The sequence below is a fragment of the Achromobacter sp. genome (assembly GCF_057314935.1).
Map to the genome: position 1 here is coordinate 80,892 of NZ_DBHKZA010000010.1, position 23,111 is coordinate 104,002.

The 23,111-nt window shown below is 66.8% G+C and carries 16 protein-coding genes; 12 read left to right on the forward strand and 4 right to left on the reverse strand.

Annotated elements, in window-relative coordinates; genetic code table 11:
- The first annotated feature begins 3 nt into the window (after positions 1 to 3).
- The 11 genes from ACO6D5_RS05805 to ACO6D5_RS05855 all read left to right on the forward strand — a co-directional run bounded on the left by ACO6D5_RS05805 (position 4) and on the right by ACO6D5_RS05855 (position 14,449).
- Complete coding sequence (locus ACO6D5_RS05805) at positions 4 to 597, forward strand: amino acid synthesis family protein (protein ID WP_315526099.1); 594 nt, start codon at positions 4 to 6, stop codon at positions 595 to 597.
- Positions 594 to 1,379 carry an alpha/beta fold hydrolase gene (locus ACO6D5_RS05810; RefSeq protein WP_485824854.1) on the forward strand — a complete coding sequence of 262 codons (786 nt, stop codon included), beginning with the start codon at positions 594 to 596 and terminating at the stop codon, positions 1,377 to 1,379. The genes ACO6D5_RS05805 and ACO6D5_RS05810 overlap by 4 nt, the downstream gene beginning before the upstream one ends.
- 50 nt (positions 1,380 to 1,429) lie before the next feature.
- Complete coding sequence (locus ACO6D5_RS05815; protein WP_485824855.1) at positions 1,430 to 2,401, forward strand: Bug family tripartite tricarboxylate transporter substrate binding protein; 972 nt, start codon at positions 1,430 to 1,432, stop codon at positions 2,399 to 2,401.
- A gap of 87 nt (positions 2,402 to 2,488) precedes the next feature.
- Complete coding sequence (locus tag ACO6D5_RS05820; RefSeq protein WP_315526090.1) at positions 2,489 to 3,343, forward strand: PA3715 family protein; 855 nt, start codon at positions 2,489 to 2,491, stop codon at positions 3,341 to 3,343.
- A gap of 79 nt (positions 3,344 to 3,422) precedes the next feature.
- A complete protein-coding gene (locus ACO6D5_RS05825) occupies positions 3,423 to 5,315 on the forward strand; it encodes a sigma 54-interacting transcriptional regulator (RefSeq protein WP_315526088.1) in 1,893 nt (630 codons plus the stop codon).
- A gap of 211 nt (positions 5,316 to 5,526) precedes the next feature.
- The gene (locus tag ACO6D5_RS05830) at positions 5,527 to 7,329 is read left to right on the forward strand and encodes an NAD(P)/FAD-dependent oxidoreductase (RefSeq protein WP_485824856.1); all 1,803 of its coding nucleotides are present in this window, start codon (positions 5,527 to 5,529) and stop codon (positions 7,327 to 7,329) included.
- A gap of 139 nt (positions 7,330 to 7,468) precedes the next feature.
- The gene (locus ACO6D5_RS05835; RefSeq protein ID WP_183014529.1) at positions 7,469 to 8,179 is read left to right on the forward strand and encodes a GntR family transcriptional regulator; all 711 of its coding nucleotides are present in this window, start codon (positions 7,469 to 7,471) and stop codon (positions 8,177 to 8,179) included.
- The gene (acnD, locus tag ACO6D5_RS05840; protein WP_485824864.1) at positions 8,179 to 10,791 is read left to right on the forward strand and encodes a Fe/S-dependent 2-methylisocitrate dehydratase AcnD; all 2,613 of its coding nucleotides are present in this window, start codon (positions 8,179 to 8,181) and stop codon (positions 10,789 to 10,791) included. Before ACO6D5_RS05835 ends, acnD begins: the two co-directional genes overlap by 1 nt.
- 48 nt (positions 10,792 to 10,839) lie before the next feature.
- The gene (gene prpF / locus ACO6D5_RS05845) at positions 10,840 to 12,024 is read left to right on the forward strand and encodes a 2-methylaconitate cis-trans isomerase PrpF (RefSeq protein ID WP_485824857.1); all 1,185 of its coding nucleotides are present in this window, start codon (positions 10,840 to 10,842) and stop codon (positions 12,022 to 12,024) included.
- A gap of 580 nt (positions 12,025 to 12,604) precedes the next feature.
- Positions 12,605 to 14,299 carry a sodium:solute symporter family protein gene (locus tag ACO6D5_RS05850; RefSeq protein ID WP_485824858.1) on the forward strand — a complete coding sequence of 565 codons (1,695 nt, stop codon included), beginning with the start codon at positions 12,605 to 12,607 and terminating at the stop codon, positions 14,297 to 14,299.
- 27 nt (positions 14,300 to 14,326) lie between these two features.
- On the forward strand, positions 14,327 to 14,449 hold the full coding sequence (locus ACO6D5_RS05855; protein WP_485824859.1) for a putative transporter small subunit: 123 nt from the start codon (positions 14,327 to 14,329) through the stop codon (positions 14,447 to 14,449).
- 52 nt (positions 14,450 to 14,501) lie between these two features.
- On the opposite strand, the gene ACO6D5_RS05860 is transcribed toward ACO6D5_RS05855, so the two are convergent.
- On the reverse strand, positions 14,502 to 15,842 hold the full coding sequence (locus ACO6D5_RS05860) for an MFS transporter (RefSeq protein WP_485824860.1): 1,341 nt from the start codon (positions 15,840 to 15,842) through the stop codon (positions 14,502 to 14,504).
- 225 nt (positions 15,843 to 16,067) lie between these two features.
- On the opposite strand from ACO6D5_RS05860, the gene ACO6D5_RS05865 reads away from it, so the two are divergent.
- Positions 16,068 to 16,955: a LysR family transcriptional regulator gene (locus ACO6D5_RS05865; RefSeq protein WP_485824861.1), complete on the forward strand. Its 888-nt coding sequence runs from the start codon at positions 16,068 to 16,070 to the stop codon at positions 16,953 to 16,955.
- A gap of 16 nt (positions 16,956 to 16,971) precedes the next feature.
- Here the strand turns inward: ACO6D5_RS05865 and ACO6D5_RS05870 are convergent, their stop codons facing one another.
- From ACO6D5_RS05870 to ACO6D5_RS05880, 3 genes are all read right to left on the reverse strand, one after another.
- The gene (locus ACO6D5_RS05870) at positions 16,972 to 18,531 is read right to left on the reverse strand and encodes a lyase family protein (protein ID WP_315526069.1); all 1,560 of its coding nucleotides are present in this window, start codon (positions 18,529 to 18,531) and stop codon (positions 16,972 to 16,974) included.
- A gap of 217 nt (positions 18,532 to 18,748) precedes the next feature.
- Entirely contained in the window at positions 18,749 to 20,410 is a 1,662-nt protein-coding gene (locus ACO6D5_RS05875; RefSeq protein ID WP_485824862.1) for a ShlB/FhaC/HecB family hemolysin secretion/activation protein, read from the reverse strand.
- 106 nt (positions 20,411 to 20,516) lie between these two features.
- Positions 20,517 to 23,111: beta strand repeat-containing protein (locus ACO6D5_RS05880; RefSeq protein ID WP_485824863.1), on the reverse strand; the 2,595-nt coding region annotated here is incomplete at its 5' end.

The window sequence follows — 23,111 nt, forward strand, 5'->3', positions numbered from 1 at the left end:
GGAATGGCTTTGCAAGTGCGCAAAATTGTCAGTTACGTCGAGAAGACCTGCATTGAAGGCGGCAAGGCGGCCGAGCGGCCGCTGATCATGATCGTGGCGGCTGCCGTGATCCGCAACCCTTGGGCCGGCCTGCCCTTCCAGGAAGACCTGCGCCCGCAGATCCTGGAAGCCGCGCCGCCGCTGGGCGAACTGCTGGTCGAAGAAATCCTGCGCCAGGCCGGCTCCGCCGACCAGATCGAAGCCTACGGCAAGGCCGCGGTAGTGGGCACGGCCGGCGAAGTCGAACATGCGTCGGCGCTGATCCACACGCTGCGCTTCGGCAACGCCTACCGCAACGCCGTGGGCGGCACCAGCTACCTCAGCTTTACGAATACGCGCGGCGGCCCGGGCTGCGTGATTTCGGTGCCGCTGATGCACAAGCACGACGAAGGCCTGCGGTCGCACTACCTGACCGTGCAGACCAACATCAATGACGCTCCGGCCCCGGACGAGATCGTCATCGCATTGGGCGCCGCCACCTCGGGCCGGCCGCACCACCGCATCGGCAACCGCTATTCCGATCTGCAGGAACTGGCGCAAGAGGCGCAATCGAAATGAGCCCGCCGCGCCGCCGTTCCGGCCAGGGCGCGCCGCTGGTGCTGTTGCACGGCGTCGGCCTGGACCACACGCTATGGGATGACCTGGCCCCGCTGCTGGAAGCGGATTTCGATGTGCTGCGCTATGACCTGCTGGGCCATGGCGCGGCGCCCGGCATCTCGGGCGAGGCCCACGTGCACGACTTCGTCGCGCAGTTGGACGCCGAACTGGATCAGGCCGCCTGGCCCCAAGCCAACGTGCTGGGCTATTCCATGGGCGGCTTGATTGCAGGAGCCTATGCGGCCGCCCGGCCGCGGCGCGTGAGCCGCCTGGTGTTGCTGAGCACGGTATTCCAACGGACGCCGGAAGAAGTCCGCGCCGTGACGGCCCGTCTGGCCGCCGCCGCGACCCAGGACGTGGAGGCCGCCGCCGAGATCTCGCTGCAGCGCTGGTTCACGCCCGGCTTCCAGGCCGCGCGCCCCGAGCGGGTAGCGGCCATCGGCCGGCGCCTGGTGCGCAACGACCGCGCGAATTTCCTGGCGGCATACCGGCTGTTCGCGCAGGGCGATCCGATCCTGGCGCAGGCCGCGCCCGATATCGCTTGCCCGGCGCTCGCCATGACCGGCGAGGAAGACGTCGGATCCACCGCCCGCATGACGCGCGGCCTGGCACGCGCGCTGCCCGACGGCCGCGCCCGCGTCGTGGCCGGCCAACGGCATATGCTGCCGGTGGAAGCTCCGGCCGTGGTGGCTGCGGCGCTGCAAGCCTTTTTACTGCCGACAACCGCTGAATCGTCCGCCTGACAGAGACGATCGGCCAACGCCCCGGAAGGGGTGGAGAGGGAGACAAACCCATGCACCGCAGAACCGTACTGAAACACCTGGCCATTGCCGCAGCGGCGCCGGCCGCCCTATCCCTGACCCGCCTTGCCGCCGCGCGCGAAGCGCCCTTGCGCGTGATCGTGCCATTCCCGCCGGGCGGCGGCACGGACGTGCTGGGGCGCGTCATCGCCGCCACGCTGGAAGGCGCGCTGGACCGGTCCGTCGTCGTCGAAAACAAACCCGGCGCCAGCGGCATGCTGGGCGCGGACTACACCGCCAACGGCGCCAAGGACGGCAGCGTGCTGCTGTTCGCGGGGCTGGTGCCGTCGGTGCGCTACTACGCCCGCCCGCCGGAAGACGTACTCACGCAGTTGGCGCCCGTCTGCCCGATCGCGCGCTCGCCTTACATGGTGGCCGTCAATAGCGACCTGCCGGCCAAGACGATGGCGGAACTGGTGGCGCAGGCCAAACGGGAACCCAAGGGACTGACTTTCGGGTCCCCCGGCAACGCGACGCCGCAGCATCTGGCCACCGAGCTGTTACAAGCGGCCTGCGGCATCGACATGCTGCACGTCCCGTACCGGGGCACGGGTCCGATGATGACCGACCTGCTGGGCGGGCAGATCCAGCTCGTCGTGGCGACCGTGGCCGCGGTCGAGCCCTATCTGAAGGGCGGACGCCTGCGCGTGCTGGCGGTGACCAGCCCCGAACGCCTGCCGAAGTATCCGGACATTCCCACCGTCGCCGAAAGCGGCTATGCGGGTTTTGACGCGCAGATTCGTTTCGGCACGTATTGCGCCGCCGGCACGCCAGAGGCAACGATCGCCGCGCTGAACCAGGGCATCAACCGCGCGCTGCAAACGGATGCCGTCCGCGTCAAGCTGGCCGAGCAGGGCTTCCAGCCCACCGGCGGCACGCCGGCGCAGCTGCAAGCGGCGCTGCTGGCCGAGATCCGCGACGTGGCCGGGCTGGTCCAGGCGGGCAAGGTGCGGGTGGACCTGTAGCGATCTGTAGCGGCCGGTTGCGAAGCGGCGCGACGCCGTGGGAAGGCGTGATTAGAATCCGGTCTTCTCCGTCCCTGCCCACCTACGATGCCCCGCCCCCTCTCCCTATTGACCGGCGCCCTGACCTTGTCCGCCCTGTTGACGGGTGGCGTGGCGCACGCCGCAAGCGGCCCTTGCCCCGAGGCGGCCGATATCGTGCGCAGCGTGTATCAAAACCAGGACAAGCCCGACCGCGAAGGCCGCATCCGCTTAAAGCAAGGCCACGCCATCGTGACGCTGTCCGACGCGGACGTCGGCGCGCCCTTCGCGGTGGCCTGCAAGGCCTGGCCGGCCAACCCGGACTTGCTGCTGGTGGCGGTGCCGTTGATGCAAGACACGCCCGACCCCGAAAACGGCCACGAAGGCGATCTTGAAGTGCTGGTGCTGGACCGCCAGACGCTGCAAGTGCGGCAGCGCCGCACGCTGGTGGATCTGATGTCGGACGATGCCTTGCGCATTGCCAGCCTGTCGTTCGACACGGCGCGCTACGACATCACGGCCGACCGCCGAGCGTTTGGTATCCGCATCGAACGCGAAGGCGCCTCGCGCGCCAACCCCATGGACGAAACCAGCTTGCGGCTCTTCACCGTGGAAGACAACGCATTGCGCCTGGTGCTTGACGGCCTGATCGTCAACCACTCGTCCGGCCAATGGGACACCAGCTGCGCGGGAAAATTCACGGAACTTGCGGTGAGCCTGGCAATCGGCACGGCGCAAACCAAGGGCTACCGCGACGTGATTGCCACGGCATCGCACTCGTCCAGCCGTGCCGCAGTGCAGCAAGGCGGCTGCGAGGAGAAAACCGTCAGCCAGGGCAAGACGCGCCACACATTGCGCTTCGACGGCACGCGTTATCGGATTCCCAAGGGCTTGCGTTCGATAGACAGCGAGACCGCTGGATAACCACCATTTACAAGCGGGTCCGTCTCTGTGCATGCTGCCAAGCTGATCCGGCGTAGATCGGGCGCACCATGGAGACGACATGCCTAGTCAGGAATCCCTGCATTCCGCCCATATCCGCGAGATCGAACAGGTAGGCCAGGGCCGCCCCACGCAGCGCGACGCGCATGTGGTGCGCAGTTGGCTGCGCTGCCTGGACCAATACCGCCTGGATCCTGCGCAAGCGTGCGAAGCCTACATCGTGCCCGACGGCCGGCTGCGCGAACACCGCCAGCAATCCGAAGCGCTGATCAACATTGCGCGCAGCGGGCTGGATCATCTATTCAAGCAAGTGGCGGGCCAGAACTACGTGCTGCTGCTGGCCGACCGCCAGGGCGTCACCGTGGAATTTCTGGGTGATCCTTTACAGACCGACAAGCTGCGCAAAGCGGGCCTGTACCTGGGGTCGGAATGGTCGGAGCCGCGCGCCGGCACCTGCGCCGTAGGCGCTTGCCTGGAAACGGGCGAAGCGCTGACCATCCACCAGACCGACCACTTCGACAACACGCACACGCCGCTGTCCTGCACCGCCGCACCCATCTACAACGCCGATGGTGAGCTGGCGGCCGTGCTGGATATCTCGCTCTTGAGTTCACCCAGCCTGAAGGCCAGCCAGAACCTGGCGCTGCACCTGGTCAACAGCACCACGCGCCGCATCGAACTGGCCAACCTGATGGCGCGCACGCGCAACGAATGGGTGCTGCGCTTTGCACGTTCGCCGGAGTTCCTGGACGTGGATCCCGAGGCCGCGATCTCGCTGGACGGCGCCGGCCGCATCCTGGGCATGACGCATTCCGGCGCCAAGCTGCTGGCCCGCGCCGCCGGGCTGGACTGGCGCAATCCGGCCAACCTGATCGGCCAATCGGTCACGCGCTTCTTCGAGGTGCAGTTGGACGACCTGCCCCAATTCACCCGCGGCCATGCGCCGCAGGACCGCCTGATCGTCGCGCGCGACGGCAATGCGCTGTTCGCGCACGCCATCGAGCCCAACCGGCACGCGCGCGGCGCCACCGTTGCCGTGCGCGCTACGCCATCCGCGTTGCGCGGCCTGGACGGCGGCGATGCCAGAATGGAAGCGCTGCAGACCCGAGCCGCCAAGCTGGCCCGCCAGGGCTTGCCCATTCTGCTGCAAGGCGAAACCGGCGTCGGCAAGGAATACCTGGCGCGTGCCATTCATGAAGACAGCCGCCGGCCCGGCCGCTTCGTGGCGGTGAACTGCGCGGCCATCCCTGAATCGCTGATCGAAAGCGAATTGTTCGGCTACGTGCCGGGCGCCTACACCGGGGCCGCGCCCAAGGGCCGCAAGGGCCTGATCGAGGAATCCGACGGCGGCACGCTGTTCCTGGACGAGATCGGCGACATGCCGCTGAACCTGCAGAGCCGCTTGCTGCGCGTGCTGGCGGAGTCTGAAGTCACTCCCATCGGCGCCAACGCGCCGCGCGCCCTGCGGCTGACCTTGGTGTCGGCCTCGCACCGCGACCTGGGCGCGCTGGTGCGCGAAGGCCGGTTCCGCGAAGACCTGTACTACCGCATCAACGCAGCCACCCTGACCGTGCCGCCGCTGCGCGAGCGGCAGGACCTGGACTGGCTGATCAACCGGATACTGGCGCGGCACCAGGACGAATCCGGCGCCCCCGTGCTGTCGCCCGCGGCGTTGCTGGCGCTGAAGGCGCACACATGGCCCGGCAATATCCGCGAATTGGCCAATGTGATCGCCGTGGCGGCGGCATTGTCCGAGCATGGCGTGATCGCCCCCCAGGATCTGCCCGACACCCTGGCGCCCGCGGGCCAAGCCACCACGGCCGAAGAGGCCGCGTTGCGGTCCACGCTGGCCAGTTGCGCGGGCAACGTCTCGGAAGCCGCCAGGCGGATGGGCGTCGACCGTTCCACCGTGCATCGCCAGATGCGCCGCTACGGACTGACACCGAGGCGATAGCGCCGCCACACTGCGCTGCCACAGGTGTGGCGCACGCCACAGTCGTGACAGGCCGCCGCCCCCATGGCGCCCAGCGGCCACGGGCCTCGCCCGCCGATTTGCGAGTTGGCACGGCAATTGCGTGTTGATCCATGACGCCCACCGGCCGGCACAGGCCGGGGCCGCCACCGGAACACTACGACGAAGCCCGCCATGGGCAAGGAGACAAGACATGCCGAACGACCACGCCGACGCCGCCCTGGACGCGGTGCTAGAACGCCTGAACACCGCACTGGGCAACAAGCACATCGATGGCGTCGCCCAGCTGTTCCAGGAAGACAGCTATTGGCGCGACCTGGTGCTGTTCAGTTGGAACCTGCGCACGCTGGAAGGCCCCGAGCAGATCCGCAACATGCTCGCGCAACAGCTGCCGCAGGTCGAACCCGTGCGCTTCACCCGCGACGACCGCGAAGCCGTGACCGACGAGGGCGGCCTGTTGCAGGGCTGGCTGCACATCGACACCAACCTGGCGCGCGGCTATGGCCACATCCGGGTGAAGGACGGCAAGATCTGGACCTTGCTCACCACCATGTCCGAACTCAAGGGGCATGAAGAACCCAGCGGCACACGCCGCCCCAAGGGCGCCGAACACGGCCACCAACGCGAACGCCAGACCTGGCTGGAAAAGCGCGAGCAGGAAGCGGCCGAACTGGGCTACAAGGCGCAGCCCTACGTGCTCATCATCGGCGGCGGACAAGGCGGCATCGCCCTGGGCGCGCGGTTGCGCCAGTTGGACGTGCCCACCATCATCATCGAAAAGAACGAGCGCGCGGGCGACAGCTGGAGAAAGCGCTACAAGTCGCTATGCCTGCACGACCCGGTCTGGTACGACCACCTGCCCTACATCCCCTTCCCCGACAACTGGCCCGTCTTCGCGCCGAAGGACAAGGTCGGCGACTGGCTGGAGATGTACACCAAGGTGATGGAACTGAACTACTGGACCTCCAGCGTCTGCCAGTCGGCCCGCTACGACGAACAGAAAAAGGAATGGGAGGTCACCGTGCTGCGCGAGGGCAAGCCCGTGGTGCTGCGGCCCAAGCAACTGGTGCTGGCCACCGGCATGTCGGGCAAGCCGAACATTCCGCGCTTTCCAGGCCAGGACGAATTCCAGGGCGAGCAGCAACACTCGTCGCAACACCCGGGGCCTGACGCCTACCGGGGCAAGAACGTGGTGGTCATCGGCGCCAACAATTCGGCCCACGACATCTGCGCCGCCCTCTGGGAAGGCGGCGCCAACGTGACGATGGTGCAGCGTTCGTCCACCCACATCGTCCGGTCGGACACGCTGATGGACATCGGCCTGGGCGGCCTGTATTCCGAACAGGCGCTGGCCAACGGCATGACGACCCGCAAGGCGGACCTGACGTTCGCATCCCTGCCCTACAAGATCATGGCGCAGTTCCAGATCCCGCTTTACGACCAGATGCGCGAGCGCGACGCCGAGTTCTACGCCAAGCTTGAGAAGGCGGGCTTCATGCTGGACTGGGGCGACGACGGCTCGGGCCTTTTCATGAAATACCTGCGCCGCGGATCCGGCTATTACATCGACGTGGGCGCCTGCGACCTCATCATCGACGGCAGCATCAAGCTGCAGTCCGGCACCGACGTCAGCCACTTGGCGCGCGAAGCCGTTGTGCTGAAGAACGGCGTCACGTTGCCCGCCGACCTGGTGGTCTATGCCACCGGCTACGGTTCGATGAACGGCTGGGCGGCCGACCTGATCAGCCCGGAGGTCGCCGACAAGGTGGGCAAATGCTGGGGCCTGGGCTCGGACACCACCAAGGATCCCGGCCCCTGGGAAGGGGAGCAGCGCAACATGTGGAAGCCCACGCAGCAGGAAGGGCTGTGGTTCCACGGCGGCAACCTGCACCAGTCCCGGCACTATTCCCAGTACCTGTCCCTGCAACTGAAGGCGCGGCAGGTGGGCCTGCCCGTGCAGGTCTATGGCGTGCAGGAGGTGCACCACCAGCGATAGCCCGCCCGCCGGACACGGCGCAAGTGGCCGCCCGGCCGCTTGCGCCCATGGGCGGCACAAGGTAAATTGTTGACAATCTGGCGCCAGACAGCGCCTTATTCCGAATATTTCCCCTTAATCCGGATAGATTGTTGACACCATGAGCAAAGTGCTGACCTTGCCGGGCACCCCGCCAGGCGATGGCGAAACGTTGTCGGATCACATTTTCAAGAAGATCCAGGCCGCCATCGTCAAAGGCGAGATCGCCCCGGGCAGCAAGATTTCCGAGCCCGAACTGGCACGCCAGCATGGCGTCAGCCGGGGCCCGCTGCGCGAAGCCCTGCATCGGCTGGAAGGCCAGAAGCTGCTGGTGCGCGTGCCGCATGCCGGCGCGCGCGTCGTGTCGCTGTCGCAGCAAGAGCTGTCCGAACTCTACGAGATCCGGGAGTCGCTGGAAGGCATGGCCTGCCGCCTGGCCGCCGAGCGCATGCCGCCCGCCGAAATCGCCGAACTGCGCGGCGTGCTGGAAGCCCACGAACGCGACGCCGCCTTCCAGGCCGGCCTGGGCTACTACCAGCAGGAAGGCGATTACGACTTCCACTACCGCATCGTCAAGGGCAGCGGCAACCAGATGCTGTTCCGCATGCTGTGCGACGAGCTCTACCAGTTGGCGCGCATGTACCGCATCCAGTATTCGACGACGCCCAACCGCCCGCGGCAGGCCTATGCCGAACACCATCGCATTCTTGACGCCATCGCCGACCGCGACGGCGAGCTGGCTGAAATCCTGATGCGCCGGCATATCCGCGTATCCCGTATCAACATCGAACAACAGATCGCCCAGAGCAACCTGCGGCGCACGGAGGCATGATGAACCACTCGTACCGCAAGACCCTGCCCGGCACCCGCCTGGACTATTTCGACGCGCGCGCCGCGGTTGAAGCCATCGCGCCCGGCGCCTACGCCGGCCTGCCCTACACCTCGCGCGTGCTGGCGGAAAACCTGGTCCGCCGCTGCGACCCGGCCATGCTGACCGACGCGCTAAAGCAACTGATCGAACGCCGCCGCGACCTGGACTTCCCGTGGTTTCCGGCACGCGTGGTCTGTCATGACATCCTGGGCCAGACCGCGCTGGTCGACCTGGCGGGCCTGCGCGACGCCATTGCGGAAAAAGGCGGCGACCCCGCCAAGGTGAATCCGGTCGTGCCGGTGCAGTTGATCGTGGACCACTCGCTGGCCGTGGAATTCGACGGCAACGACCCCGACGCCTTCGCCAAGAACCGTGCGGTGGAAGACCGCCGCAACGAAGACCGCTTCCATTTCATCGACTGGACCAAGCAGGCCTTCCGCAATATCGAAGTCGTGCCTCCGGGCAACGGCATCATGCACCAGATCAACCTGGAGCGGATGTCGCCCGTGATCTACACGCAGGACGGCGTGGCGTTCCCCGACACGCTGGTCGGCACCGACAGCCACACCCCGCATGTGGACGCGCTGGGCGTCATCGCCATCGGCGTGGGCGGCCTCGAAGCTGAAAACGTCATGCTGGGGCGCGCGTCCTGGATGCGCCTGCCCGACATCATCGGCGTGGAACTCACCGGCCGCGCGCAGCCCGGCATCACCGCCACGGACGTGGTGCTGACGCTGACCGAATTCCTGCGGAAGGAAAAGGTCGTGGGCGCCTATCTGGAGTTCTACGGCGAAGGCGCCGCCAGCCTGACGCTGGGCGACCGCGCCACCATTTCGAACATGGCGCCGGAGTACGGCGCCACCGCCGCGATGTTCTCGATCGACCAGCAGACCATCGACTACCTGCGCCTGACCGGCCGCGAAGACGAGCAGATCGCGCTGGTGGAAACCTACGCCAAGACGGCGGGCCTGTGGTCCGACAGCTTGAAGACCGCCGAATACGAACGCGTGCTGCGCTTCGACCTGTCCACCGTGGTGCGCACGCTGGCCGGCCCGTCGAACCCGCACCGCCGCCTGCCGGTGTCCGACCTGGCCGCGCGCGGCATCTCGGGCGTCGTGGAAAACGAACCCGGCCTGATGCCTGACGGCGCCGTCATCATCGCCGCCATCACCAGCTGCACCAACACCAGCAACCCGCGCAACGTGATCGCCGCCGGCCTGTTGGCGCGCAACGCCAACCGCGCCGGCCTGGCGCGCAAACCCTGGGTGAAGAGTTCGCTGGCCCCCGGATCGAAGGCCGTGCAGCTGTACCTGGATGAAGCCGGCCTGACGGAAGACCTGGAAAAGCTGGGCTTCGGCGTCGTCGCCTTCGCCTGTACCACGTGCAACGGCATGTCTGGCGCGCTGGACCCCGTGATCCAGCAGGAAATCATCGACCGCGACCTCTATGCCACCGCCGTGCTGTCCGGCAACCGCAATTTCGATGGGCGCATCCACCCCTACGCCAAGCAGGCCTTCCTGGCCTCGCCCCCGTTGGTCGTGGCCTACGCCATCGCCGGCACGATCCGCTTCGACATCGAACGCGATGTGCTGGGCACCGGCGCCGATGGCCGCGAGATCCGCCTGAAGGACATCTGGCCCACCGACGAGGAAATCGACGCCGTGGTCAAGGCATCCGTGAAGCCCGAACAGTTCCGCAAGGTCTACGCGCCGATGTTCGGCATCCAGGACGACCGCAAGGCCGGCGTCAGCCCGCTGTACGCCTGGCGCCCGCAAAGCACCTACATCCGCCGCCCGCCGTACTGGGAAGGCGCATTGGCAGGCGCTCGCACGCTGCGCGGCATGCTGCCGCTGGCGGTGCTGGGCGACAACATCACGACAGACCACCTGTCGCCGTCCAACGCCATCATGCTGGACAGCGCGGCCGGCGAATACCTGGACAAGATGGGCCTGCCCGAAGAAGATTTCAACTCGTACGCGACCCACCGCGGCGACCACCTGACCGCGCAACGCGCCACCTTCGCCAACCCAAAGCTCTTCAACGAGATGGTGGCCAACGACGACGGCACTGTGAAGCAGGGGTCGCTGGCGCGCGTGGAACCGGAAGGCCGGGTCATGCGCATGTGGGAAGCCATCGAAACCTATATGGACCGCAAGCAGCCGCTGATCATCGTGGCCGGCGCCGACTACGGCCAGGGCTCGTCGCGCGACTGGGCCGCCAAGGGTGTGCGCCTGGCCGGCGTGGAAGCCATCGTGGCCGAAGGCTTCGAACGCATCCACCGCACCAACCTGATCGGCATGGGCGTGCTGCCGCTGGAATTCAAGCCCGGCGTGAACCGCAAGACGCTGGCGCTGGACGGCACGGAAAGCTATGACGTCATCGGCGAGCGCGAACCGCGCGCCGACCTGACGCTGGTGATCCATCGCCGCAGCGGTGAAACGGTGCAGGTGCCCGTGACCTGCCGCCTGGACACCGCGGAAGAAGTGTCCATCTACGAAGCCGGCGGCGTGCTGCAACGCTTTGCGCAAGACTTCCTGGAAGCCGAATCCGCCACCAGCAAGAAGGCCGGCTGACACGCCGCCCCATACACCGACACCGCACCAAGACATCAGGACGATCCCATGGCCCATGCTCCCCAGACCAAGATTGCCGCCACCTACATGCGTGGCGGCACCAGCAAAGGCGTTTTCTTCAAGCTGGATGACCTGCCGGAATCCGCGCGGGTTCCCGGCGCGGCGCGCGACGCCCTGCTGATGCGCGTGATCGGCAGCCCCGACCCGTACGGCAAACAGATCGACGGCATGGGCGCCGCCACGTCCAGCACCAGCAAGACCGTCATCGTTGGCAAGAGCACCCAGCCGGACCATGATGTGGACTACCTGTTCGGCCAGGTCTCCATCGACCAGCCCTTCGTGGACTGGAGCGGCAACTGCGGCAACCTGTCCGCCGCCGTCGGCCCGTTCGCCATCACCAACGGCCTGGTCGACCCGGCGCGCGTGCCCGCCAACGGCATCGCCGTCGTGCGCATCTGGCAGGCCAACATCAAGAAGACCATCATCGCCCACGTCCCGATGACCGATGGCGCGGTGCAAGAGACCGGCGACTTCGAACTGGACGGCGTGACCTTCCCCGCCGCCGAACTGCGGCTGGAGTTCATGGACCCCGCCGAAGACGGCGACGGCGGGTCGATGTTCCCCACCGGAAACCTGGTCGACGACCTGGACGTGCCCGGCGTGGGCACGTTCAAGGCCACGATGATCAACTCGGGCATCCCCACCATTTTCCTGGACGCCGAAGCCCTGGGCTACACCGGCACGGAACTGCAGGACGACATCAATGGCGACGCCGCCGCGCTGGCGCGCTTCGAGACCATCCGCGCGCATGGCGCGCTGCGCATGGGCCTGATCGACAAGCTGGAAGACGCCGCCAGCCGCCAGCACACGCCCAAGGTCGCTTTCGTGGCGCGCCCCAAGGCCTACGTGTCGTCCAGCGGCAAGCAGATCGCTGCAGGCGACATCGATGTGCTGGTGCGCGCGCTGTCCATGGGCAAGCTGCACCACGCGATGATGGGCACGGCGTCCGTCGCCATCGGCACCGCCGCAGCAGTGCCTGGCACGCTGGTGAACCTGGCCGCCGGCGGTACCGAGCGCGACAATGTCAACTTCGGCCACCCCTCCGGCACGTTGCGCGTAGGCGCCCAGGCCAAGCGGGTGGACGGCGAATGGAAGGTCACCAAGGCCATCATGAGCCGCAGCGCGCGCGTGCTGATGGAAGGCCGCGTCCACGTGCCCAAGGAAGGCTTCTGATCCGGCATCCGTAGATTGCAGGCCGCGAGCAAAGGCTCGCAATTTACATTTTTACCCCGGCTTTTATGGCTTCAAGGGTAGACGCTGTCCCCGTCTACCCCTATACTTAACAGATGTTGTAATTCATCACCGGACCCCGCCGATGCTCCGTCATCGAGGGCACCCGTCACATGGCCGCGCACAGCGGCCCGGCGTCAGCGCCGAAACACCACCACCCAGCCGCCGGGCCGAAAGCCGGCGGTTGCGGAACAAAAACCTGCTTACCCAGCAGGACCATTGCTCACCGCATTGAGCCGCACCCGCGTCAACGGCATTCGTGTCCGCGACGCCCCGGCCCCATGCCGCAGCAAGGCACCAATACGGTGTGTCTTGTGTTTGTCCGTCCCGGGCTGCCACCCCTTGCCCGGCTGGACAGGCACGCGATCGCGCGCTCGAAACAAAAACGACAAGCTCGCGGTCCATTGGTGTTTCGCCCGCGCCATGGGAAAGCTTGCCGCCCATCGCACTCCGCGGAAACGGCACTCACGCAGCCCCGGCCGGCAGGCCGCGACCAGGCTGTCGAGGAGTAAGGACCCACAAGATGCAAGAGACAGTTTTCTTCCAGCTATCGGCGACCACCGCCATCCTGTTGCTGGCCGGCTTCTACGGAGCGACCTTCCTGATGTCGCTCCTCATCGGCGAAAAAAACGAGAACGTCGACGGCTTCATGGTGTCGAACAACGCCGTCGGCTTCGGCCTGTCGACCGCCAGCATGATCGCCACCTGGATCTGGGCCGCCTCCTTCTACGCCAGCGCCACGTCCGGCTACAAGTACGGCTTGTCGGGCCCGCTGCATTACGGGTTCTGGGGCGCGTTGATGATTCTCTTCATCTATCCCTTCGGCAAGCGCTTCCGGCAATTGGCGCCCAAGGCCCATACGCTGGCCGAAGTCATCCACGCGCGCCATGGCACGTCCAGCCAGATGATCATGGCAGTGTCTAACATCGTGGGCAGCTGCATCAGCCTGATGGTGAACTTCACGGCCGCCGGCGCGCTGGTCTCGATCCTCAGTCCGCTTACGTTCATCCAGGGCGTGCTGATCGCCGGGCTGGGCGTGCTGTCCTACACCCTGTGGTCGGGCTTTCGCACGTCGGTGATGACCGACTTCGCGCAGCTGGCGGCGATGATCATCGCCGCGGTCATCATCATCCCGCTGATCTTCTTCAACGCGGGCGGCCCCGACATGCTGCAGGCGAACATGTGGCGCTTGAACAGCGACCAGGCCGACTTCTATTCCACCAAGGCCATCCTGGAGCAAGGCGCGCCGTACTTCGTCGCCGTGCTGGCGTACGCCATCGGCAACCAGACTATTGCGCAGCGCCTGTTCGCCGTGCGTGAAGACCTGATCAAGCCCACCTTCCTGACCGCCACGGTCGGCTACGGCGCCGTCGTGATCGGCCTGGGCATGCTGGGGCTGCTGGCGCTGTTCGTCGGGCTGGAGCCCGCCAACGGCGACATGAACAACATCATCCCGCAGATGGCATCCACCTATCTGCCGCCGTTCGGCATCGCGCTCTTCTTCCTGCTGGTCGTGGGTTCGCTGTCCTCCACCGCCGACTCCGACCTGGCGGCGCTGTCGGCCATCGTCATGACCGACGTTTACGCCAAGAACCTGGCCGCCGGACGCCCGGACCCGCGGCGCATGCTGTGGTGGGGCCGCGCCACCATGATCATCGCCACGATGATCGGCGTGATCTTCGCCAGCCTGCGACTGGACATCCTGGTCATGCTGGTGTTCGTGGGCGCGCTGTGGGGCGCCATCGTCTTCCCCGTCATCGCCAGCTTCTACTGGGACCGCGTGAACAACCGCGCCTTCGTCACGTCAGTGCTGTCCGCCGTGGTGCTGTTCACCATCGTGCGCTTTGAATTGCTGCCCATTACGGGCGCCATCGCGGTCTTCTTCGAAATCTGCGCAGCCATCGGCGGCGGCGTGGTGCTGGGGCTGATGGCGTTCGGCTTCCTGGGCCGCACCCTCGCCATCACCGTTGGCACGATCGGCGTCGCGGTCATGCTGCCCGTCTTCATCGGCAGCCTGCGCGACTACATCGTGCTGATGGCCTCGCTGACCGCCTACGGCGCCAGCGCGACGGTCTGCGTGGCGCTGAGCCTGCGCAATCGCGAACGGTTCGATTTCAGCGTGTTGGCCGACCGCGTCACGTCCTTCCACCGCGAACACGACGCGATGGCGCACGACGCGCCCTCCGGCCAGCTTGCCGCTGACACCGCGGGACGCTGATCCCCCCATTCAAACCAGGAGATCGACATGTGGTTGACCATTTATTTTCTGATCTGGCCCGCGCTATCGGCCGCCATCCTCGCGCTCTTGTGCGTAACGCTGTGCAAGGACATCCACGCAGCCAGGAAGAGCGGGCATTCCATGATTTGAGCAGGCTTGGGGCGCGCCTGAACGACAGGTCGCCCCTGCGGGCGGGGACGCCCTATGCGGCCGCTTGCCGGCGCCTGCCCGCCGCCGCGGCCACAACCCACGCCACACCCAGCAACGCCGCCGCCACGCGGTACGTCCAGCCCATGCCTGCCGCCAACGCGGCGGGCGGCGCGGCACCCAGGTCGTCTGCCCCCGCCCCAAAAGCGAACACGGCTCCCATCAGGGACGCGCCGGTGATCAGCCCAAGGTTGCGCGACAGATTGAGCACACCCGCAACCGCCCCGCGCTGCGTCGACCCAACGCCGGCCATGACGGCGCTGTTGTTGGCCGCCTGGAACAGCGCATAGCCCGCCGTCAGCACCGATAGCGGCGCCACGTAGCCGGCAATGCCGGCCTTCCGGAACGCCAACGACAACAGCGCAGTGCCCGCGATCATCGCCATCAGGCCCACGAGCATCGTGCGCTGCGCGCCATAGGCATCCACGCAGCGCCCGGCCGGAACGCCCGCCAGCGCGGCCACGAGCGGCCCGCAAGACATCGCAAGGCCCACCCGTGCCGGGCTCAACCCCAATGCCCCGGCGAGATAGAACGGGCCGACCACCAACGTTGTCATCATCACGGTCGCGACCAGCGCATTCGTTGCCACGCCCGCGCTCAGCACCCGCTGGCGAAAAAGGTCCAACCGTATCAGCGGCGATGCCGCCGTGGCCTGCCGCCGCAGGAACATGGCCCCAGCCACCAGCGCAAACCCCAGCAGCAGTGCATTCATCACGCCGAACCCGCCGCCGCTCCCCGTCATCGCCAACGCATATGCGGCAACGGCCATGGCCAGCGCCAGCGCCCCTTGCAGGTCGAAGCCGGCCTTCCCCGCCTTCTGGTCCGGCGGCAGATAACGCCACGCCAGCGAAAGCGCAAGCAAGCCCAATGGCACATTGAGCAGAAACAGCGACTGCCATCCGGCAACGGCGATCAGCCCGCCCCCCAAGGTAGGCCCCAAGGCAGTGCCTATCGCCGTCATCGTGCCCAGCAAACCCATCACGCTGCCGGTCTTCTCCTTGGATACGACGTCGCTGGCGAACGCCATCGTCAATGCCATCATGATGGCGGCCCCCAGCCCCTGCACGGCACGCGCAGCGATCAAGCCTGCCAGCCATGGCGTCGCGCCACACAGCGCCGACCCTGCCGTGAACAGCATGATTCCGGCCAGCATCAGCCTGCGCCGGCCGACCAGATCCCCTAACCGACCCACACTGACGACCAACGTCGTGATGGCAAGCAGATAGGCCAGCACGATCCATTGCACCGCCTGGAACGGCGCGTCGAACGCCTTCGCCAAGGTTGGAAGCGCGACGTTGGCGATGCTGGTGCCCAATGCGGGCAACAGCATCGACACGGCCAAGCACGCCATCAGAGGCAAAGCGGGGCGAGAAGGGGAAATCGAATGGGCGGAGGGATGCACGATATGGCCTGCGAGCGGATTGGGACATCGACATGACGCCCTGCACCCATCCTAGGCGCGCCCGGCATCTGGCGGAAGGCGCAGCATTTGCATTGAATACCTGCACCAAACGCCCTATCAAAATCCACCAGGGCGCGCTCGCCGTGCTACGGTTGCGGCATGTCCACCCCCGACCTGAACCTGCTGATCACCCTGGACGTCCTGCTGGCCGAGGGCAGCGTCGCGCGCGCCGCCCGCCGCTTGCGGCTCAGCCCGTCCGCCATGAGCCGGGCGCTGGCGCGCCTGCGCGAGGCCACGGGCGATCCGCTGCTGGTGCGTGCCGGACGCGGCCTGGTACCCACGCCGCGGGCGCTGGAATTGCGCGGCCGGGTTCCCGTGCTGGTGCAAGATGTGGAAGCGGTGCTGCGCCCTGCGGCGCAGCTGGACCTCAAGCAGCTGGCGCGCACCTTCACGCTGCGCACAAGCGACGGCTTTGCGGAGAATGTCGGGCCGGGCCTGCTGGCGCGTGTCGGCGCCGAAGCGCCTGGCGTGCGACTGCGCTTCGTGCAGAAAACGGATAAGGAGAGCGCGCCGCTACGCGAAGGCGCCGTGGATCTGGACACCGGCATCGTCGGCGACACGGCCAGCCCCGAGCTGCGCACCCGGGCACTGTTCCAGGATCGCTTCGTCGGCGTGATGCGTGCCGGACATCCGCTCAGCCAAGGCAAGGTCACGCTTGCCCGCTATGCATCCGCCCGCCACATCCTCGTCTCGCGACGCAACCTGGAGAAAGGGCCGGTCGACGACGCGCTGGCCTCGCACGGCCGGGAACGCCACATCGCCACCATTGCAGGCGGCTTTTCCACCGCGCTGGCGCTGGCGCGCGGATCCGACCTGATCGCCACCGTGCCCGAACGCCATACGGGCAACTTGCGGGCAGGCATGCACACCTTCCCGTTGCCCTTCACGATGCCGGCGTTCACGGTGTCGATGCTGTGGCATCCACGCATGGACGGCGACGCCGCCCATCGCTGGCTGCGCGGATGCGTGCTGGACGCCGTCCGCTGACGGCGTCCGCGGGCGCTTACTTCGCCTTGGCTTCGCTGGCCGCCAGCGCGTCAAACTTCTTGTCCAGGTCCGCCAGCGACTGGTTGATGTGGTCGCGGCGCTCCTTGATCCACTTGCCTTGCGAGGTCAACTGGTCGCGCGCCTCTTTCAGCATGCGGTCCATCTCCGCGGGCTGCGGGCCGCCGCTGGTGGCGCGGTTCTTCACGATGGCCACGGGGTCCAGCGTCGAACGGAATTCCGCTTCGCTCATCGGCAGCTCGTTGCCGTACTTCGAATCCTTCATGGCGTCGGCATAGATGCGGCGGGCTTGCTCGTACGGGAAGTCCAACGGCTTGATGTTGTTGGTCTTGGCGTACGTCACGACTTCCGAGGCAAAGTGGTGGCCGTCGCGGAACGGCAGCTTGTACTTGCGCATCAGCACGTCGGCCAGTTCCTGCGAAGCGGTCCAGTCGCTGTTCAACTCTTCCAGCGCGCGGTCGGGGCTGATGACCATGGCCTTCAGCACCCGGTCCCAGCGCTTGAGCGCCGAAATGCCGCTGTCGACCATGGCGGAGTTCTGCTTCACGTCTTTCGGATCGCTCATGCCCGGCGTGATGTTGTGCGTCTGGATGACGGGGCCCATCGCCAGGGTCACCGCGGTGGACGCATCGCTGCGCGTGTCGTTCAACAGCCCAGGATTGCGCTTTTGCGGCATGGCGCTGGACACATACGTATTGCCGCCGCCTTCTTCCAGCAATATCCAGGGACGCGACTGCGCATATTGCGTCATGACGTCTTCGACAAAGTTGCCCGTGCGCAGCGCAATGCTGGTCACGATCGAGGCGACTTCCACGGGTTGGTCCATGGACGAGATCTGCGAGGCGTCGTAGGCGTTGTCGACCAGCGCCTCAAAGCCCAGGTATTGCGCCATGCGCTTGCGGTCCAGCGGCCAGCTGGTGCCGTTGAGCACCGTCGTGCCCATGGGCGAGCGGTCGATGCGGACGTAGGCCTCGCGGATGCGCTGCGCGTCGCGCGCCAGGCCGGCCGCCTGGCCCAGCAGATAGTGGCCATAGCTGTTGGGCTGCGCCGCCACGCCGTTGGTGTAGTTCGGCACGATCGTGCCCGCATGCTTGGCGGCCAGCTCGACCAGCGTGGTGGAGGTCTTATTCAACTGGTCAGCCAGTTCCAGCAGCTTGTCGCGCAGGATGGCGCTGCGGTAGGTCGCATGCATGTCCTGGCTGGAACGGCCGGCGTGCAGCAAGGTCACGTCTTCGCCCGCCGCCTTGATCAGCAGCGGCTCGAAGGTGATGACGCTGGCGGGCCGCTTGGCGCCCGGCTGGTTGCCGTCGTTGATCACCTTGGCGACGCCGGCGGCCAGGCGCGGCGCGATGGACTTGTCCAGCAGGCCTTCATCGGTATTGATGACGGCGGTGGCCTTGTTGATCTCTCCCAGCCAGAAGAAGGGATCGCGCGGCACGGCGGTGGCGGCGGCGGGCGCGGCCGAAGCAGCGGCGGCGGGCGCCGGCTGGGCCAGCGCGGCGTGCGTGCTCAGCGACAAGACCAGGGCGGCGCCCAGGGTGGGAAGAAACTGTCTCATGGCGTTCTCGTTATGGGGATCGTTATCGGGGTCGATACAGGGGCGGTGCGGTAGTTTATGGAAAAGCCTTCCCCCCGAGAACCGGGTATTACACGGATAACCCACGAATGCGTAACAAGAGCCGTCCTGGCTGACGATACGCTGACGCGATGCCGCGGCGCAAAAAAAAGGGCCCCTGTCTCCGGGAGGAAGACAGGGGCCAAGCCGGCGCGCTGGCTTAGAACAAGTACTGCGCGCTTACCCAGAACAAGGGTTTGTGGTCCCGGCTGTCGGACTGCGGCGCGCCGCCATCGGTGCGCCATGCGACCGTGGCTTCGCCCCGCCAGCCGCCCACGGCAACGCGGGCGCCGACGCCAGCCCCGGCGACGCGGCGGAAGTTCTCGCCGGCCTGCCAGGGATGGGAGGAAATCTCTACCCGGCCCGCGTCGTAGAACGCGAACGGGGTGACGGCGCCTGCCGCGTAGCGGACTTCCACCTGCGCAAGCCAGCCACGGTCACCGTAGCCTTCGCCCACGGGGTAGGCGCGCACGCCGGCGGGTCCGCCCAGACCGAAGTCTTCGGACGAATCCAGGTTGTCGTTGGTCCATTGACCGCTGAAACGGCCGAACAGGCTCCAGCGCGACGACACGGATTGCAGGCGCGCGATGTCAAGATTCAACTTGCTGTAGTGACCCGCCGAGTTTGCGCTCAGGCTGTCGGCGGTAGCGAGGTTGCCGTCCAGCTTCAGGGTGCCCGGCGTCCAGCTCAAGGCGCCGTAGGTCAACCCGCCGCCGCCCAGGCTGTCGCGCACGTCGAACTGCGCCGCGATCGGCACGCTGTTGCTGAACTTGTTCTGCTCGATCTCGGCGGCGCGATAGTCGTCGCGCAGCTTCTTGTGCAGGAAATCGATGCCAATGGTCAGGTTGCGGCTTTGCGAACGGATCAACGGATAGCTCAGGCCCACGCTGGCCACCTTGGCGGTGCCGTGCGCGTCCAGGTCGCTGAATTCCTTGCCCAGCTCATAGCCGGTGTAACCGTAGCCCACGCGGCCGCGCAGGCCCGAACTGCCCAGCGGAGCGCTGTAGCCAACGTCACCGTAGTTCAGGCTTTCGCTCGTGCGCTGCGCACGCAGCGTGATCTGGTCGCCCAGCATGAAGGGGCTGTTGATCGACAGTGCGGCGTTGGCGCGGTACTGGCCCGTGTAGCGGTTGCCCTGGTTGTCCAGGCCGACGCTGCCGTTGACGCGGTCGCCACGCTCAACCTGCACGACCAGATCCCCCGTGCCCAGCTGCTGGCCAGGGCGAATGATCGGGCTGGCGGTGACGCCGGGCAGGTCGGACAACAGCAGCGCCGCGCGTTCCAGCGAAGCGCTTTCGATGATGTCGCCGGATTTCAGCGGGCTGAGGTAGGCCTGGGCACGTGCGGCTAGGGCGGCATCGCCTTCCGTCTTGACTTCGCCATAACGGCCTTCGACGACCTGCAGGCGCAGCACGCCGTTTTCCAGCCCCTGCGCGGGCAGGTAGACGCGTGCAAACGGATAACCCGCATCGCGGTAGTAGCGCGTCAGCTGGTTGGCAAGGTCCTGCATGCCGGCCAGGTCGTAGGACTTGCCTTGGTAGTCGCCCAATAGCCCCAGCAACTGCTCGCTTGAGAAGGCTTGGTTGCCCGTCAGGTCGATGCGAGTCACGCTGGCCTGCGGGCCGCCGGGCGCAACGGTGCCCGGAACGGGGCTGCTCAGGTTCAGGTCGGGCGACGGGGCCGGCGGCTGCGGTTCAGTCGCCTGTTCCTGAAGGATACGGCCGGCGTTGGGGATCTGCTGGGCGGAAACCGCCGCAGGCAGCAGCGCGGCAAGCGCCAGGACCAGGTAGTGCGGACGTGCGAAAGATGAAACTTGCGTCATGATCGTGTGGGAATCGGGTGTTCGGAGCGGCTGCCCACGCCCCCGTAGGGCAATGGGCAGCCGGCAAGCGGATAAGTCGTGGCGTTCGCCGTATCAGGGGCCGGGATCAGATACCGCCCTGGGCAACGCCTTCGGGCAGGCGGATACCGCCGTCAATCACCAGGACCTGAGCGGGGCCTTGCATGCTGCGCGCGCCCTGGCCTGCGTTCGGCGCCGGCTTCGCATTGCCGCCCTGGCCTTGGCTGCTGGAGTCGACCGGCACGAAGTTCAAGTCGCCCGTCGGGTTGGGCGGCGTCGAATTGGCAGTGCCTACCGCGGCCTGCAGCCATTGCGCCGTCGACAGCGCAGCCTCGCGACGGCTGTCCGGTTGCACGGCATTGCTGATGACCAGCGTGCCATCCTGCGCCGCAACCAGGTAGTTGCTGTTGGACAGGCCACCCGCGCCGATGACGTAGTTGCCGGCCGTCTCGCCCGCCGCGCGGCTAAGCAGGCCGGCCAGCGTGTCGTTGCCCACCAGATTGCCCTGGGTGACGCGCCACGTCAGCGCCGGATCCACATCGCCTGCACGCTTGGTCTTGTCGTCGGCCGCGACGGTGATGGCGCGGCGATCGATCACAGCCTGATGCTGCGTGTCGGCCAGCACATAGTTGCTGGCCAGGCCGTTGTCGCCGTCGGCCAAGGCGTAGCGCACGTTGGCGTTGCGGTTGCCGGCGTTGGCGTTGTCGAACGTTGCCGTGGTTCCTACGGCCAGCGATTCGCCTTCGACCAGGTTGGTCAGCGATCCTGCGGATGCCTGGGCGGACGTGCTGCCGTCGTAGACCTTGCCTGCGACCGTGGTGCCGTCGATACCCAGCACGCGACGCGCAATGGCGGCGCGCGCATCGGCGGCATTCAAGACGTAGTTGCCTGCGTCGCCGCCAGTCAACGCGAAGGCGACAGTCTTGCCCTCGCCCGCGTTCTTATCGGAGAAGCTGCCCGCCACCCCCAGCGCATCGCCCGCGATGATGCCGGCGATGGCGTCAGCGCCGGTGACCGTTGCCACGGTATCGCCGTCATAGACCTTGTCCAGCGCACCCAGCGCGCCGTTCAATTGGCGTGCCGCGATCGTCGCCGTGGTCGTGCCGTTGGCGCTGACGGTGTAGTTGCCGGCATCCGCCCCCGTCAGCGAACCGGTGACATTGACCAGCTTGCCGATAGCGGCATTCTTGTCCGCGAAGGCGCCCGTCGTCGACAGCGCAACGGTGTCGCCCTGGACCACGCCGTTGAGCGTGCCCGTCGTGCTGGCCGCGGTGGTGCCGTCATAGGTCTTGCCGGCGGCCGTGATGGCGCCCGTCAACGCCTTGGGCGTAATGTTGGCCAGCGTCGTGGCGTTGGTGCTCAGCGTGTAGTTGCCCGCATCAGCCCCGGTCAGCACGCCATTCACCGCCACCAGCTTGCCGTTGCCGACATTCTTGTCGCCGAACAGGCCCGTGGCATTGACGGCGACGTTGTCGCCCTGCACCACGCCGTTCAGCGTGCCCGTCGTGGCCGCATCGCGCAAGCCGTCATACACCTTGCCGGCGGCCGTCAGCGCGCCGGTGATCGCCTTGGGCGTGATGTTGGCGGTGGTGGTCGTATTGGCCACCAGCGTGTAGTTGCCGGCATCCGCACCCGTCAGCGAGCCGCCGACGCTCACCGTCTTGCCGTTGCCGACGTTCTTGTCTGCGAACGAGCCGGAGGTCGACAGCGCCACGGCGTCGGCCAGGATCTGGCCGGCCAGACTGCCCGACGTGCTGGCGGCGACCGAACCGTCGTAGACCTTGCCCGCGGCCGTGATGGCGCCCGTGATCGTCTTCGGCGTGATGGTGGCAACCGTCGTGCCGTTGGCGCTGACCGTGTAGTTGCCGGCGTCCGTACCCGTCAGCGTGCCGTTGACGTTGACTTGCTTGCCCACGCCGGCGTTCTTGTCGGCGAAGGCGCCTGTCGTCGACAGCGCAACGGTGTCGCCCTGGACCACGCCGTTCAGCGTGCCCGTCGTGCTGGCCGCGGTGGTGCCGTCATAGGTCTTGCCGGCGGCCGTGATGGCGCCCGTCAACGCCTTGGGCGTAATGTTGGCCAGCGTCGTGGCGTTGGTGCTCAGCGTGTAGTTGCCCGCATCAGCCCCGGTCAGCACGCCATTCACCGCCACCAGCTTGCCGTTGCCGACATTCTTGTCGCCGAACAGGCCCGTGGCATTGACGGCGACGTTGTCGCCCTGCACCACGCCGTTCAGCGTGCCCGTCGTGGCCGCATCGCGCAAGCCGTCATACACCTTGCCGGCGGCCGTCAGCGCGCCGGTGATCGCCTTGGGCGTAATGTTGGCGGTGGTGGTCGTATTGGCGGCAAGCACGTAGTTGCCCGCATCCAGGCCCGTCAACGAACCCCCGACGTTCACCGTCTTGCTGTTGCCGACGTTCTTGTCTGCGAACGAGCCGGTGGTGGACAAGCCGACGACGTCGCCCAGGATCACCCCCGTGAGGTTGCCTTGAGTCGCGGCCGCGACGCCTCCGTCGTAGACCTTGCCCGCAGCCGTGATGGCGCCGGTAAGGGTCGCGGGCGTAATGTTGGCCTTGCCCTTGGTCACGCCGTTACCCAACGCGTAATTGCCGGCATCCGCTCCGCCCAGCACATAGGCCACGGTCTTGCCGTTGGCCACGTTCTTGTCGCTGAAGCTGCCGCTGAC